The following is a 12,744-nucleotide window of genomic DNA, read 5'->3' as shown; positions in this document are numbered from 1 at the left end:
TGCCGCGTGGACGCTCGGGAACGGATCCAGGAACTCGCCGATCAGGTCGTCGTGCTGCGCGACGCCTACTACCGCGGCTCGCCGCTGGTGGCCGACGCGGAGTACGACCAGGTCGAGGACGAGCTGCGCGGGCTCATCGCCGCCCACCCCGACCTCGCGCCCGACCCGAACCCGCTGGAGCAGGTCGGCGCCCCGGCGGTGCTGCACGCCCCGATCCGCCACTCCCGGCCCATGCTGTCGCTGGAGAAGGCGACCAAGGCCGAGCAGGTGGCCGCCTTCCTCGACCGCTTCCCCGGGCAGCCGGTGGTCGTCATGCCCAAGCTCGACGGGCTCTCGCTGGCCCTGGTGTACGAGGAGGGCCGCCTCGCCAGGGCGGTCACCCGCGGCGACGGCACCACCGGCGACGACGTGACGGTGCTGGTCAAGGCCCTGGTCGACGGCGTGCCCGCGCGGGTGCCCGCGCCCGGGGTGGTGGAGGTGCGCGGCGAGGCGGTGATGCTGCGCTCCACCTTCGCCGCCTACAACGCCGCCCACCCGGACAAGCCGCTGATCAACCCGCGCAACGCCGCCGCGGGCACGCTGCGCGCCAAGGACCCGGCCACCGTCGCCGAGCGGCGGTTGCAGTTCCTCGCCTTCGACCTGTTCACCTCCGCCGACACCGCGGAGTCGGACCTGGAGGCGGGCCTGCGCGCGCTCGGGTTCACCGTGGCCGACATGCGCCACTGCACCGACGCGGCCGCCGCGCAGGAGGTCATCGCCGGGATCGAGGCCCGGCGCAACGACCTCGACTACGACCTCGACGGCGCCGTGCTGCGGCTGGCCGACCGGGCCGCCTACGCCGCGGCGGGCACCCGCTCGAACTCCCCGCGCGGGGCGATCGCGTTCAAGTTCGCCGCCGAGGAGAAGACGACCGTGCTCTCCGACGTGGTCTGGGACGTGGGCAAGACCGGCAAGATCGCCCCGGTCGCGCACCTGGAGCCGGTGTTCGTCGGCGGCACCACCGTCACCAGGGCCACCCTGGCCAACCAGGAGGTCATCCGCGCCCGCGGCATCCGCATCGGGGACACCGTCCTGGTGCGCCGGGCGGGCGACGTGATCCCGTTCGTCGCCGGCGTGCTGGACGAGTCCAAGCGCACCGGCGCCGAGCGGGAGATCGTCCCGCCCGCGACCTGCCCCTCCTGCGGTCAGGCCGTGGTCGAGCAGGGCAACAGCCGGGAGCTGTTCTGCGTCAACGTCGCCTGCCCGGCCCAGACCGTGCGCAGGCTCATCCACTGGGCCTCGCGCGCCGCCGCCGACATCGAGGCCGTGGGCGGGGTGTGGATCGAGCGGCTGGCCGAGGCGGGCATCCTCGAGCACCCGTCGGACTTCTACCGGATCACCGCCGAGCAGCTGCTGGAGTTCGACCGGATCGGGGAGGTCTCGGCCAAGCGGATGGTCGACTCCATCGACGCCAGCCGCGCGGTGGGCCTGCGCCGGGCGCTGATCGGGCTGGCCATCCCGATGGCCTCGGAGGGCACCGCCACCCGGCTGTGCCGGGCGGGCTTCGGCTCGCTGGAGGAGGTCGCGGACGCGGGGGAGCAGCGGCTGGTCGAGGTCGAGGACATCGGCCCGAAGGTCGCCGCCTCGCTCACCGAGCACCTGGGCAGGCTGCGCCCGGAACTGCGGCGGCTGCGCGAGCTGGGCGTCTCGCTGGACGTGCGCGCGGAGGACCTGCCCCCGGTCGTCGCCTCGGACGCCCCGCTGGCGGGCAAGACCGTCGTCATCACCGGCGCGCTGAGCGACCCGCGCTCCGGGGAGAAGGTGCCCCGCCCGGCCTTCCAGCGGATGTGCGAGAAGGCGGGCGCGACCACCGCCTCGTCGGTGTCGGCCAGCACGGACCTGCTCATCACCGGCGCGGACGTGGGCGCCGCGAAGCTCACCAAGGCCGAGAAGCACGAGGTGGAGGTGGTCGACCAGGCGCAGGTGTGGGCGATGCTCATCGCCGCGGGCATCGCCTGAGGCGGCCGCGGGCCGCCGCCCGACCCGGGCGCGAACCGGCGGTGGCGCCGGGGCCGCGCGCCGGTGCCCCGGCGGTGAACTGGTGAAATCTGGCAACGGGACAGGGGTGGTGCCCTCTTCTCGTCGGGGTGTTTCCCACTCGACGATGGTCAGGTCGGGAAACCCTGCACCCCCGGAGGCAACAGTGAGGTTCTTCCGCCCAGCCCAGCGCTTCGCCGTGGTGGCCGCCGCCGCCGCGGCCGCGCTCGCCGGTGCCGTCCTGCCCGCGTCCGCCGCCGTCGGCAAGTACGTCGCCCTCGGTGACTCCTACTCCTCGGGCACCGGCGCGGGCAGCTACGGCAGCAGCGGTGGCTGCAAGCGCAGCGCCAACGCCTACGCCCAGCTGTGGGCCAACGCCAACAAGCCCTCGTCGTTCTCCTTCGCCGCCTGCTCCGGCGCGGTCACCTCGGACGTGCTCAACTCCCAGGTCTCCGCCGTCACCTCGGACACCGCGCTGGTCACCCTGTCCATCGGCGGCAACGACGCGGGCTTCGCCAACGTCATGATCACCTGCAACACCAGCTCGGACGCCACCTGCGTCAGCCGCAACACCGAGGCGCAGAACTTCGCCCGCACCACCCTGCCCGGGCGGCTGGACAACGTCTACAACGCCATCCGCACCCGCGCCCCCGGCGCCCGCGTGGTGGTGGTCGGCTACCCGCACATCTACCAGCTCGGCGGGTCCTGCTCGATCGGCCTGAGCGAGACCAAGCGGGCCGCGGTGAACACCTCCTCCGACGTGCTCGCCAACGTCATCGCCGCCCGCGCCGCCGCGCACGGCTTCACCTTCGTCGACGGCCGCACCGCGTTCGCGGGCCACGAGATCTGCGCCTCCGGCGCCCGCTGGCTCAACAGCGTCACCTTCCCGGTTGACGAGTCCTACCACCCCAACGCCGCGGGCCAGTCCGGCGGCTACTACGCCGCCCTGGAGCGCGTGGCCTGAGGTCCGGGCGGGCCGCGTCGGGGCACCCCGGCGCGGCCCACCCGCCTCACCCGCCCGGACTCATCGGGTGGCCCGGCCCGCTCGCAGTCCTGCCTGCCGGGGTCACCCGTCCGCCACGACCTGCCGCAGCGCCTCCCGGAAGGCCTGGACCGCCGGGTGCGCGCCCCGCCCCCGCCGCACCACCGTGAACAGCCGCCGCCGGTCCTGCCCGCGCGGCAGCGGGTGCAGGCGCGCCGCCGGGCGCACCCCGCCCCAGGTCAGCTCCGGCAGGAACCCCACCGCGTGCCCCTGCTCGACCAGCCGAAGGTGCAGCAGCAGGTCCGTGGTCTCGAACCGCACGTCGGGCTCGAACCCGGCGGTGCGGCACAGCGCCGTGGCCCAGTGCCGCGCCGGGGTGCCCGCGGGCTCCATCACCCACGCCCGCCCGGACAGCGACCGCAGCGCCGCCCCCGGGTCGGCCGGGGTGCGCAGCCCGGTGGGCACGGCCAGGTGCATCGGGTCCTCCAGCAGGTCCTCCTGCTCCAGCTCCGCCGGGCGCGGGCCGGGGTTGCCCGGGTACTCCTCGGCCAGCGCGAGGTCGAAGTCCCTGGCGAGCAGGGCGGGCAGCGCCTCCTCCGGCTCCATGTGCCGCACGTGCACCCGCAGCCCCGGGTGCGCCGTGCGCAGCCGGTCGAGCGCGGTGGGCACCAGTGCCAGCGCGGCGGTCTGGAACGAGGCGATCCGCAGCGTCCCGGCCACCTCGTGCTGCGAGGCGGCGATCTCCGCCCCGGCGCGCTCCAGCCGTTCCAGCACGGCCTCGGTGTGCGCCACCAGGATCTCCGCCTGCGGGGTCAGCCGCACCCGCCGCCCCACCCTCTCCAGCAGCGGCACGCCCACCTCCGCCTCCAGTTGCGACAACTGCTGCGACACCGACGACGGGGCGTAGGACAGGGCGGCGGCCACCGCCGACAGCGTGCCCCGGTGCTTGAGCTCGCGCAGCAGGCGCAGGCGGTGCAGGTCGTACACGGGTGGCGTCCAATGTCCGGGGTTCCGGTGGCTGGCCCATTGTTCGGGTTTCCCGATGACTATAGGTCGAAGAGTTCCGCTGGACCGATGCGACGACGCCGTCCACGCTGGTCGGGTGACCACGACCGCCGCCGCCCCGCTCGTCCGCGCCGCCGCCCGCTCGTGGCGGTGCGCCCCCGCGCCCGGCGCCGTCCGCGCCTTCCACGCCGGGCTGCCCGGCTACGCCCCGACCCCGCTGGTGGAGGTGCCCGGCCTCGCCAGCGAGCTGGGGGTGGGCCGGGTCCTGGTCAAGGACGAGTCGAGCCGCCTGGGCCTGCCCGCCTTCAAGGCCCTCGGCGCGTCCTGGGCCGTGCACCGCGTCATCGCCGCGGCCGGCGGCGCCTCGCTCACGCTCGTCACCGCCACCGACGGCAACCACGGCCGGGCCGTGGCGCGCATGGCGCGGCTGCGCGGGCAGCGGGCGCACGTGTTCGTCCCGCGCGGCGTGCACGCCCGAGCGGTCGCGGCCATCGCGGACGAGCAGGCGGAGGTGACCGCCGTCGACGGCTCCTACGACGACGCGGTGCGCGCCGCGGCCGCTGCCGCCGAGGCGCCTGGTCGCGTGCTGGTGCAGGACACCGCCTGGCCGGGGTACGAGGAGATCCCCGGGTGGATCGTCGAGGGCTACTCCACGCTGTGCCACGAGGTCGACGAGCAGTTGGCCGCCCTCGGCGTGGTCGGGCCCGACCTCGTGGGCGTCCCCGTGGGCGTGGGGTCGCTGGCCCAAGCGGTGATCACCCACTACCGCAGCCGCCCGGACGGGCACGCCCCGGCGCTGCTGGGGGTGGAGACAGCCGCCGCGGCGTGCGTGCTGGAGAGCCTGCGGGCGGGGGCGCCCACCAGCGTCCCCACCACGCCGACGATCATGGCCGGGCTCAACGCGGGCACCCCGTCGAGCACCGCGTGGCCCTACCTGCGCGACGGCCTCGACGCCGCGGTCGCCGTCACCGACGCCGACAGCGCCCGCGCCGCCGAAGACCTCGCCGCCGCCGGGCTGTCCTCCGGGCCGTGCGGCGCCGCCACCCTCGCGGGCCTGCGCGCGGTGCTGCCCACGGGGGGCCTGGGCCTGGGCCCCGGCTCGGTCGTGGTGCTGCTGAGCACCGAGGGCCGCGACGCCAACCCGCACCCCACCCGCTGACCGCCGTGCTGTCCGAACCGGCCGCCCTGCTGGCCCAGCTCGTCGCCCTCGACTCGGTGAACCCCGACCTGGTGCCCGGCGGGGCGGGGGAGTCGGCCACCGCCGACTTCTGCGCCGCGTGGTTCGCCGCCCGCGGCTTCGAGGTGCACCGCCTCGAACGGCGCCCCGGCCGCCCCTCCGTGGTCGCCGTCGCCCGCGGCACCGGCGGCGGTCGCTCGCTGATGTTCAACGGCCACCTCGACACCGTCGCCACCGCCTCCTTCGACGGCGACGCCCTGGACCCGGTGGTCCGGGACGGGCGCATGCACGGCCGCGGCACCTTCGACATGAAGGGCGGCGTCGCCGCCATGATGGTCGCCGCCGCCCGCGCGAGCGCCGCGCCCCTGCGCGGGGACGTGCTGGTCGCCTGCGTGGCCGACGAGGAGCACGCCAGCGCGGGCACCGAGGAGGTGCTGGCCTCGTTCACCGCCGACGCCGCGGTCGTCACCGAGCCCAGCCACCTGGAGGTGACCGTCGCGCACAAGGGGTTCGCCTGGTTCGAGGTCGACGTGCTCGGCCGCGCCGCGCACGGATCCCGACCCGACCTGGGCGTCGACGCCATCGCCAAGGCCGGGCACTTCCTCGTGGCGCTGGAGGGGCTGGGCCGCGCGCTCGCCGCCGGACCCGCCCACCCGCTGCTGGGCACCGGCACCGTCCACGCCTCGCTGATCAGCGGGGGAGAGGAGGCGTCGAGCTACCCGGCGCGGTGCCGGGTCGTGGTGGAGCGGCGCACGGTCCCCGGCGAGACCCGGGAGGTCGTCACCGCCGAGCTGACCGCCCTGCTGGACGCGCTGGCCGCCACCGTCCCCGACTTCCGCGCCGAGCTGCGCCCCGGCCTGCACCGGGCGCCCTTCCAGGCCGACGAGGGCTCCCCGGTGGTGCGCGCCCTGCTCCACCACGCCGAGCAGGTGCTCGGGCACCCGCCCGCCGTGCGCGGCGAGCCGTTCTGGACCGACTGCGCCCTGCTCGACGGCGCGGGCATCCCGTGCGCGCTGTTCGGCGTCGACGGCGGTGGCGCGCACGCCGCGGACGAGCACGTCGACCTGGCCTCGCTGGACCGGCTCACCGACGTGCTCGCCCGCACCGCGGCGGACTTCTGCGCCTGACCGGTGTCGTCCTAACCCCGCCGCAGGACCCGGCGGGCCAAGCGGTTGCCGGTGAACTGCGCCAGCTGCACCAGCACCACGATGATCGCCACCGCCACCCCGGTCACCGCCCAGTCGAAGCGCTGGTAGCCGTAGACGATGGCGAAGTCGCCCAGCCCGCCGCCGCCGACCGCGCCCGCGACCGCGGACATGTCCACCACCGCCACGAACACGAAGGTGTAGCCCAGGATCAGCGGCCCCAGCGCCTCGGGCACCAGCAGCGTGCTGATGATCCGCCACGGCGAGGCGCCCATCGCCCGCGCCGCCTCGATGACGCCCTCGTCGATGGTGACCAGGTTCTGCTCCACGATCCGCGAGATGCCGAACGTGGCCGCGGCGATGAGCGCGAACGTCGCGGCCCCGGTGCCCAGCTGGGTGCCCACCACGGCGATCGTCACCGGCCCGATGGCGGTGATGAAGATGATGAACGGGATCGGCCGCACCACGTTGACGACCACGTTCAGCACCACGTGCACCACCCGGTTGGGCAGGATGCCGCCCGGCCGGGTCACGTACAGCGCGGTGCCCAGCAGCAGGCCGAGGAACCCGCCCGCGACGAGCGTGGCGGCCACCATCCACAGCGTCTGCCCGACCGAGTCCAGCAGCACCGGCCCCAATGTGCCCCAGTCGGTGCTCACCGGCCCACCTCCTCGACCTCGGTGACCGCGCGCAGCCCGGCCACCACCTCGGCCACGCCGTCGTCCGGCCCGACCAGCTCCAGGGTGAGGCTGCCGAACGACGCCGCGCCCAGCTCCCGCACCGCCCCGTGCACGACCTCGAACCGCACGCCGCGGCTGCCCGCCGCGGACAGCACCGCGCCGATCCGCTGGTCGTCGCGCAGCCGCGCGGTCACCAGCCGACCGGGGTGGCGCTCGCGCAACCGGGCCAGCGCCTCGGCGTCGGGCCGGTCGCGCAGCACGGTCTGCACGAACCGCTGGGTGATGCGCTGCCGGGGGTCGGCGAACACCTCGTGCAGCGGGCCCACCTCGACCACCCGGCCGCCCTCCAGCACCGCGACCCGGTCGGCGATCTCGCGGACGACCTCCATCTCGTGGGTGATCACCACGATCGTCACCCCGAACTCGGTGTTGACCCGCTTGAGCAGCCGCAGCACCTCCCCGGTGGTCTCCGGGTCCAGCGCGGAGGTGGCCTCGTCGGCCAGCAGGATGCGCGGGTTGGTCGCCAGCGCCCTGGCGATGCCGACCCGCTGCTTCTGCCCGCCGGAGAGCTGGTCGGGGTACTGCCAGGCCTTGTCGACCAGGCCGACGAAGTTCAGCAGCTCGGTGACCCGCTCCGCCCGGTCCGCCTTCGCCCAGCCCGCGACCTTGAGCGGGTAGGCGACGTTGGCGAACACCGTGCGGGAGCGGAACAGGTTGAACTGCTGGAACACCATGCCGATGCCCAGCCGCACCTCCCGCAGCCGCCGCTCGGGCAGGGTGGTGATGTCCACCCCGTCAACGAGCAGCGACCCCGAGGTCACCTTCTCCAGGGCGTTCACCAGGCGCACCAGGGTGCTCTTGCCCGCGCCCGAGTGCCCGATGACGGCGAACACCTCGCCCGCCTCCACCGCCAGGTCCACGTCCGAGAGCGCCGCGGTGCCACCGAAGGACTTGGTGACACCGCGGAACTCGATCAGCGGGCTCACCTGGCCGCGCGGATGGTCTCGGTCAGCCGCGCCAGGATGTCGCGCAGCTCACCGGCGGGGCGGTCGACGAGCACCGAGGTGCCCTTGGACTCGGCCTGCACCTTCTCCGCGACCCGCTGGTCCTTGTAGATCTGCACGACCTTGGCGTAGGTGGGGTTGTCCTTGTCGGCCGACCGGGCCACGATCGCGTTGATGTACGGCTCCGCGGTGGGGTCCTTCGGGTCGTCGCCGAACAGCGCCTTGGACGGGTCGAGCCCGCCGTTGAGCGCGAAGTTGTTGTTGACGATCGCACCATCCACACTGGACAGCGCATTGACGGTCTGCGCGGCGTCGACCGGGGTGACGGTGACCTTGGAGGCGGCGGCGTCGATCTCGGCGGGGGTGGACAGCACGGTGCCGCCGCCCTTGAGCGCGACCAGCCCGGCCTTCTGCAGCACGAGCAGCGCGCGCGCCTGGTTGGTCGGGTCGTTGGGGATCGCCACGGTACCGCCCCGCGGGATCTCCGCGACGGTGCCGTGCTTCTGCGAGTACAGCGACAGCGGCACCACGTAGGTCGACGCGATCGGCGTCAGGTCCTGGCCCGCGGAGACGTCGTAGTTCGCCAGGAACAGCAGGTGCTGGAACAGGTTGAGGTCGATCTGCCCCTGCGCCAGCGCAGGGTTCGCCTGCGTGTAGTCGCTGAAGTTCACCACCTGCAGGTCGATGCCCTGCTCGCCCGCCAACTGCTTGAACACCGTCCAGTACGGCGCCGCCGCCTCGGTCGTCCCGATCTTCACCGTGGTCCTGCCCGCACCGGCGTCGTCGCCGCCGCGGGTGAGCCACACCACCAACCCCACGACGACGAGCACCACCACCACGACGGCACCGATCACCGGACCCCGCCCGCGCTTGGGCTTCTCCGGCAGCGCCTGCACCGTCCCGCTCTCCTCGGCCATGACTCCCTCTCACCTCGACCAGCGGTGATCTACCGCTGCCGTCCACAGTCGACCGAGGGGGCCGCGCCCTCCAAATCGTCCCGCACCGTGAGCGGGTTGGGATTCGGGGCCCGGCTGTGCTAGCGCCCCTCCGCGGTCCCGGTCCCGTAGGCTGGGGTCAGCGGCCGAGCGAGGGGTGGTAATGGGCGGGTACTGGTCCGATGTGATCCTGGTGGCGGTGCTGGTCCTGTTCAACGCCCTGTTCGCGGGCAGCGAGATGGCGCTGATCTCGCTGCGGGAGGGCCAGCTGCGCGCGCTCGAGCGGGAGGGCCGCTCCGGGGTGCGCACCCTGGTGCGGCTGGCCCGCGACCCGAACCGGTTCCTGGCCACCATCCAGATCGGCATCACCCTCGCGGGCTTCCTCGCCTCGGCCACCGCAGCGGTGTCGCTGGCCGAGCCGGTGACCCCGCTGCTGGGCTTCCTGGGCGGCGCGGCGAACGCGGTCGCGGTGGCGCTGGTCACGATCGTGCTGACCTTCCTCACCCTGGTGTTCGGCGAGCTCGCCCCGAAGCGGCTGGCGATGCAGTACTCGCTGCGCTGGGCCCTGCTGGTCGCCAAGCCGCTCGACGTGCTCTCCACCATCTCCCGGCCGGTGGTGTGGTTGCTGAGCAGGTCCACCGACGCCGTGGTCCGGCTCCTGGGCGGCAAGCCCGAGGTCGACGGCGACCAGATGTCGCCGGACGAGCTGCGCGAGCTGGTCACCGCCCAGCGCGGCCTCAACGCCGAGCAGCGCATGATCATCACCGGCGCCCTGGAGATCCACGAGCGGCTGCTGCGCGAGGTCCTGGTGCCCCGCCGCGCGGTGCTGACCCTCGACACCACCGAGCCGGTGCCCACCGCCCGCGCCCGCCTGGCCTCCTCCGGCCACTCCCGCGCCCCCATCGCCCGCGGCGGCCACCTCGACGACCTCGTCGGTGTCGTCCACCTGCGCGACCTGCTCGACGACACCGCCGACCTCGCCCAGGTCGCCCGCGAGGCCCTCGTCTTCCCCGACTCCGTCCGCGTCTCCGACGCCCTGCGCCGCTTCAAGGCCGAGCGCGAGCAGCTCGCCGTCGTCGTCGACGAGCACGGCGCCGTCGCGGGCATCGTGACCCTCGAAGACCTCCTGGAGGAGATCGTCGGCGAGATCTACGACGAAGCCGACGACGACCTCACCACCGTCCAGCGCCCCGCCCCGGGCACCTACGTCCTCCCCGGCACCTTCCCCGCCCACGACCTCCCCGACCTCGGCGTCGACCTCGCCACCGCCCCCCAGGGCGACTACACCACCATCGCGGGCCTCATCCTCATCCTCCTCGGCCGCATCCCCACCGCCCCCGGCGACAAGGTCGACGTCTCCGGCTGGACCTTCGAGGTCGTCGAGGTGGCCCACCACGCCATCACCTCGGTCCGCCTCACCAGAACCAAGGCCTGACCCCACCCCGCTGGGGCACGCAAAATCCCTCGCTCTTCAGCTTTGCGCAAGCCAAAACCCCAAGCACCGCCCCGAGGTCCCCCGCTCCGAACGCGGTCTCCGGCTTCCCGGTCGAGGCTCACGAACGGCCTGAACCGATCGGCCCCAGGCCCTGCTCGGTGAAGACGCGGTCGGGGGCGTCGTCGGCGAACGTGCGGCCCACGGCGGCGGACCGGTTCGGCACGAGGTCGTCGATGCCCGCCAGGTGCGGCTCGGTCAGGCCGCGCAGCACCGTCGTGCGCCCCTTGCGGTCGACGACCCGCGACCGGCAGCTCAGCCAGGTGGTGTCGGTGCACGCCCGGAAGCCGACGTCGCCGCGGTCGTTGATGCCCGCGATGACCGCGTACCCGCCCGCGGCCACGTCCGGGCTGAGGTCGGTCACCACGCCCGCGCGCCACCGGATGACGTGGTTCGGCCCGCTGGGCCCGAGTCCCGCCACCGCGCCGACCTCGCCGTCGTCGTTGATCGCCCGGGTGCCCTCGTAGCCGCCTAGGTGGGTGTCGCCGCCCGAGCCGGGGAAGCCGACGACCTCGACCCACGCGCGGCCGTCCCACAGCGCGACCACCGCGCGAGCGGAACCCGGCGAGAACGTGTCGAACACGGCCTGCCCCCGGCTGTTGATGCTGTGCGGCCGCAGGTACCCGAACCGCTCGTCCTGCGGCAGTTCCGCCACCAGGCGCCCGCGCGCGTCCCAGATCCGGTAGGTCACCCCGCCGTCGGCCGCCATGGTGCCGATCAAGGTGTGCCCCGCCGGGCCGAACACCGGGTCGCCCGCGAGGTAGGCGGTGCCGTTGGCAAGGACGTGCTCCCGACCCTTGTGCCACACCGACACCACCCCGTACGCCTCCTCGGTGTAGGAGGTCACCAGCACGTCTCCGTCCCGGTCTACCCGCGCCACGCTCGGCCGCGATCCCCGCAGCCCCAGGTCGACGCGGCGCTCCCCGACCCACACCGCGGCTCGCGGGACGCCATCCCCGTGCGTCGAGTAGGACCCGGCCACCACCCCGTCCTCGCTCACCGACTCGATCCGGCTGTCCGCCGCCGACGCCTCGATGACCCGCGCCCGCCCCCGCTCCCACACGACCCCGTACGTCCCGCCCGCCCCCGAGACATCCCCGTACACGATCCCGGAACCGGTGGAGTGCAACCCGCTCACCCAGGTCTTCCCGTTGGGCAGCGGCAACTCCCGCACCCCGCCGTGCCCGCCGCCCGGCGCCGCCGCCACCGGGGCCGCTGCCCCGACCAGGGCCACCCCCGCCACCACGGCGACCACGAGTGTCCTGCGCATGTGACCGTCCTCCGCTCCTCGCCGAATCGGATCGTCACACTATCGGGATAACGGTGCTATCCGCATTCCGCCATTCTGCCCATCTCGGCCGCCCGCTCCGGTACCGTGGTGATCTCCCGACCCCACCGGAGCCCCACCGTGTCGATCACCTGGGAGGGCGTCCTCATCGCCCTGCTCGTCCTGGCCGCCGTCGTGGTCCTGGTCCTGCTGTTCCTCCTGTGGCGCAAGTACAAGGTGATCCGCAGCCCGGACACCCCCTTCCCCGCCAAGTTCGCCTTCTGGGCCTCCACCGCCTACGCCGTGTTCCCCGTCGACGCCCTCCCCGACCCCATCCTCATCGACGACATCGGCGTCCTGCTCGCGGGCTTGGGCGTCGTCACGGCCACCCTGCGCAAGCAGCGCAAGTCCGGCGACCGCCCCCCGGCCACGAGCTGAGCCTCCCGCTCACACAGCCCCCAAGGCTGAGTTCCCGCGCTGTCGGGCCCTCGTCGCGAGGGGTTTTCGGGGTGTCGGGGTTTCCTGTCGGTGGGGGGTTGTAGGCTCCCGGCGAGGTCCTTGGGGAGGGGCCGTGCACGGGGGGATGGACCACGGTGAAGAGCCCGGATGAGTGGCTGCGCGACTTCGAGGTGCGTGTGGCCGATGCCAAGGAACGCTCGGAGCGGTTGCGGGACGAGCTGTCGCGGGCAGGCGGGGCCGCGTCCTCCGCGGACGGCGCGGTGTCGGTGCGCGTGTCGCCGAACGGTGCCCTGGAGGGGCTGCGGCTCGGGCCGGAGGCGGCGCGGCGGTCGCCGGAGCGGTTGGCCGCCGAGATCATGGCGACCGCGCGGGCGGCGCAGCGGGCCGCGGCCGCGAAGGTCGTCGAGGCCTTCGAGGGCGTGGGCGAGGGGGGTTCCGAGACGCTGCGGGTGATCACCGACTACCTGCCCGCGCCGGGGGAGGACGACGTGCCGCCGCCGCCGCGCCCGGCCGGTGACGACGGGGATTTCAGCGACGACCCGATCCTGCGGCGGGGCCGCTGAGGAGAACGGCCTGGGGGGC

At 74.2% G+C, this 12,744-nt stretch carries 12 protein-coding genes; 7 read left to right on the top strand and 5 right to left on the bottom strand.

Annotated elements, in window-relative coordinates:
- Positions 1–6: 6 nt before the first annotated feature.
- Together ligA and BJP25_RS13165 are read left to right on the top strand one after the other, a co-directional pair.
- Positions 7–1,998 (top strand): NAD-dependent DNA ligase LigA, encoded by a 1,992-nt coding sequence (ligA, locus tag BJP25_RS13170; RefSeq protein WP_075975192.1) that lies wholly within the window; start codon positions 7–9, stop codon positions 1,996–1,998.
- A gap of 184 nt (positions 1,999–2,182) precedes the next feature.
- Positions 2,183–2,980: an SGNH/GDSL hydrolase family protein gene (locus BJP25_RS13165; RefSeq protein ID WP_269844543.1), complete on the top strand. Its 798-nt coding sequence runs from the start codon at positions 2,183–2,185 to the stop codon at positions 2,978–2,980.
- A 102-nt stretch (positions 2,981–3,082) separates the two neighbouring features.
- On the opposite strand, the gene BJP25_RS13160 is transcribed toward BJP25_RS13165, so the two are convergent.
- Positions 3,083–3,985: a LysR substrate-binding domain-containing protein gene (locus tag BJP25_RS13160; RefSeq protein WP_075975190.1), complete on the bottom strand. Its 903-nt coding sequence runs from the start codon at positions 3,983–3,985 to the stop codon at positions 3,083–3,085.
- A 115-nt stretch (positions 3,986–4,100) separates the two neighbouring features.
- On the opposite strand from BJP25_RS13160, the gene BJP25_RS13155 reads away from it, so the two are divergent.
- Together BJP25_RS13155 and BJP25_RS13150 are read left to right on the top strand one after the other, a co-directional pair.
- Entirely contained in the window at positions 4,101–5,162 is a 1,062-nt protein-coding gene (locus BJP25_RS13155) for a pyridoxal-phosphate dependent enzyme (protein WP_233158059.1), read from the top strand.
- 5 nt (positions 5,163–5,167) lie between these two features.
- Positions 5,168–6,307: a M20/M25/M40 family metallo-hydrolase gene (locus tag BJP25_RS13150; protein ID WP_198943475.1), complete on the top strand. Its 1,140-nt coding sequence runs from the start codon at positions 5,168–5,170 to the stop codon at positions 6,305–6,307.
- An 11-nt stretch (positions 6,308–6,318) separates the two neighbouring features.
- Here BJP25_RS13150 and BJP25_RS13145 read toward each other — a convergent pair whose 3' ends face one another.
- The 3 genes from BJP25_RS13145 to BJP25_RS13135 are packed head-to-tail and all read right to left on the bottom strand — an operon-like array spanning position 6,319 to position 8,926.
- On the bottom strand, positions 6,319–6,984 hold the full coding sequence (locus BJP25_RS13145; RefSeq protein ID WP_075975188.1) for a methionine ABC transporter permease: 666 nt from the start codon (positions 6,982–6,984) through the stop codon (positions 6,319–6,321).
- Positions 6,981–7,991: a methionine ABC transporter ATP-binding protein gene (locus tag BJP25_RS13140; RefSeq protein ID WP_075975187.1), complete on the bottom strand. Its 1,011-nt coding sequence runs from the start codon at positions 7,989–7,991 to the stop codon at positions 6,981–6,983. Before BJP25_RS13140 ends, BJP25_RS13145 begins: the two co-directional genes overlap by 4 nt.
- A complete protein-coding gene (locus BJP25_RS13135; RefSeq protein WP_075975186.1) occupies positions 7,988–8,926 on the bottom strand; it encodes a MetQ/NlpA family ABC transporter substrate-binding protein in 939 nt (312 codons plus the stop codon). The genes BJP25_RS13140 and BJP25_RS13135 overlap by 4 nt, the downstream gene beginning before the upstream one ends.
- A 181-nt stretch (positions 8,927–9,107) precedes the next feature.
- Between BJP25_RS13135 and BJP25_RS13130 the strand changes: the two genes are divergently transcribed.
- Complete coding sequence (locus BJP25_RS13130) at positions 9,108–10,379, top strand: hemolysin family protein (protein ID WP_075975185.1); 1,272 nt, start codon at positions 9,108–9,110, stop codon at positions 10,377–10,379.
- Positions 10,380–10,497: 118 nt separating this feature from the next.
- Here the strand turns inward: BJP25_RS13130 and BJP25_RS13125 are convergent, their stop codons facing one another.
- On the bottom strand, positions 10,498–11,706 hold the full coding sequence (locus BJP25_RS13125) for a hypothetical protein (protein ID WP_143219053.1): 1,209 nt from the start codon (positions 11,704–11,706) through the stop codon (positions 10,498–10,500).
- Positions 11,707–11,844: 138 nt separating this feature from the next.
- On the opposite strand from BJP25_RS13125, the gene BJP25_RS13120 reads away from it, so the two are divergent.
- On the top strand, positions 11,845–12,141 hold the full coding sequence (locus BJP25_RS13120) for a YkvA family protein (protein ID WP_075975183.1): 297 nt from the start codon (positions 11,845–11,847) through the stop codon (positions 12,139–12,141).
- Between the two features lie 155 nt (positions 12,142–12,296).
- Positions 12,297–12,725 carry a YbaB/EbfC family nucleoid-associated protein gene (locus BJP25_RS13115; RefSeq protein ID WP_075975182.1) on the top strand — a complete coding sequence of 143 codons (429 nt, stop codon included), beginning with the start codon at positions 12,297–12,299 and terminating at the stop codon, positions 12,723–12,725.
- Positions 12,726–12,744 lie beyond the last annotated feature (19 nt).

It is taken from the genome of Actinokineospora bangkokensis (assembly GCF_001940455.1).
GTDB lineage: Bacteria > Actinomycetota > Actinomycetes > Mycobacteriales > Pseudonocardiaceae > Actinokineospora > Actinokineospora bangkokensis.
Note: the sequence above shows the minus strand (reverse complement) of the source record. Positions and strands in the feature narration are given on the sequence as shown.